The organism is Streptomyces sp. NPDC002785 (genome assembly GCF_040295565.1).
In the GTDB taxonomy this organism is placed as follows: domain Bacteria; phylum Actinomycetota; class Actinomycetes; order Streptomycetales; family Streptomycetaceae; genus Streptomyces.
On the sequence record NZ_JBEOVN010000449.1, the window covers coordinates 1 to 1,083 of the forward strand.

Below are 1,083 nucleotides of genomic sequence, written 5' to 3' on the forward strand. Positions count from 1 at the left end.
TGTACTCGGTCATGACGTTCGTGACAGTCGGCTGATCGGTGGCTGGCCGCCGAGCGCGGTGTGTCGGCGTCCAGTGTTGTAGAAGTCGAGCCAGGGCGCGAGTGCTCGGGTGCGTTGGGTGTTGCTGGTGTAGACCTTCCGGTAGGCCCATTCGGTCTGCAGGGTGCGATTGAAGCGTTCGACCTTTCCGTTGGTCCACGGGCAGCGCGGGCGGGTGAACTTCTGCCGTGCGCCGAGCGCTTGGCAGGCGGCCTGGAAGTCGTGCGAGAGCCGGTAGTTCTTGGCGTTGTCGGTCATCACCCGCTCGATGCGGGTGATGCCGTGGGCGCGGAAGAACGCGGCCGTACGGATCAGGAAGCCTGCGCAGGTGGTGCCCTTCTCGTCGGGGAGGATCTCGGCGTAGGCGAGGCGGGAGTGGTCGTCGACGGCGGCGTGGATGTAGTCGTAGCCCAGGCCCCGGAGGGATCCGGGTCGTTCACCGCGGCCGTGGGCGCGATGGCCGCCGCCGGCAGGGATCTTGCCGAGCTTCTTGACGTCCACATGGATCATGTCGCCGGGCCGGGCGTGTTCGTAGCGTCGGCTGCTGGCCCTGGTGGCACGGATGACCTGACCGGTCAGCTGGTCGCATTCGGCCAGTCGCGGCACCTGGTGACGGTTGAGGATCCGGCTGATGGTCCGAGCGGGGACACCGGTGTGTTCGGCCAGGGCGTCCGGTCCGCTTCGCAGGGTGCGGCGGGCCTTGAGCACGCGGCGCTCAACGGCCGCGGGTGTGCGGGTGGGACGGCGGTGCGGGCTGCTGCTGCGGTCGTGCAGCCCGGACCAGCCCTCGGCGCGGTAGCGGTTCACCCAGCGGTGAGCGCACTGACGGGAGACACCGAGCTCCTTTGCGACGTGAGCGACCGGACGCCGGTCGAGCACAACACGACGCACCAGCAGGCATCTGCCGTGAAAGGTAAGCCGGGCATTAGCGTGGGCCACCAGGACCTCCGAGGTGAGTGAAGACGCCAATCTCCACTACGCCCGGAGGTCCTCCCTTGATCAACTACCGACGGATGTGTGTCACCAACGTGTCGGCCGAGTACA

Annotated in this window: 1 protein-coding gene; it reads right to left on the bottom strand. The window is 67.7% G+C overall.

All coding sequences use genetic code 11. The features are described 5' to 3' along the window. Positions 1-9: 9 nt before the first annotated feature. Positions 10-978: an IS481 family transposase gene (locus ABTZ94_RS37675; RefSeq protein WP_351207994.1), complete on the bottom strand. Its 969-nt coding sequence runs from the start codon at positions 976-978 to the stop codon at positions 10-12. Between the last annotated feature and the right edge of the window lie 105 nt (positions 979-1,083).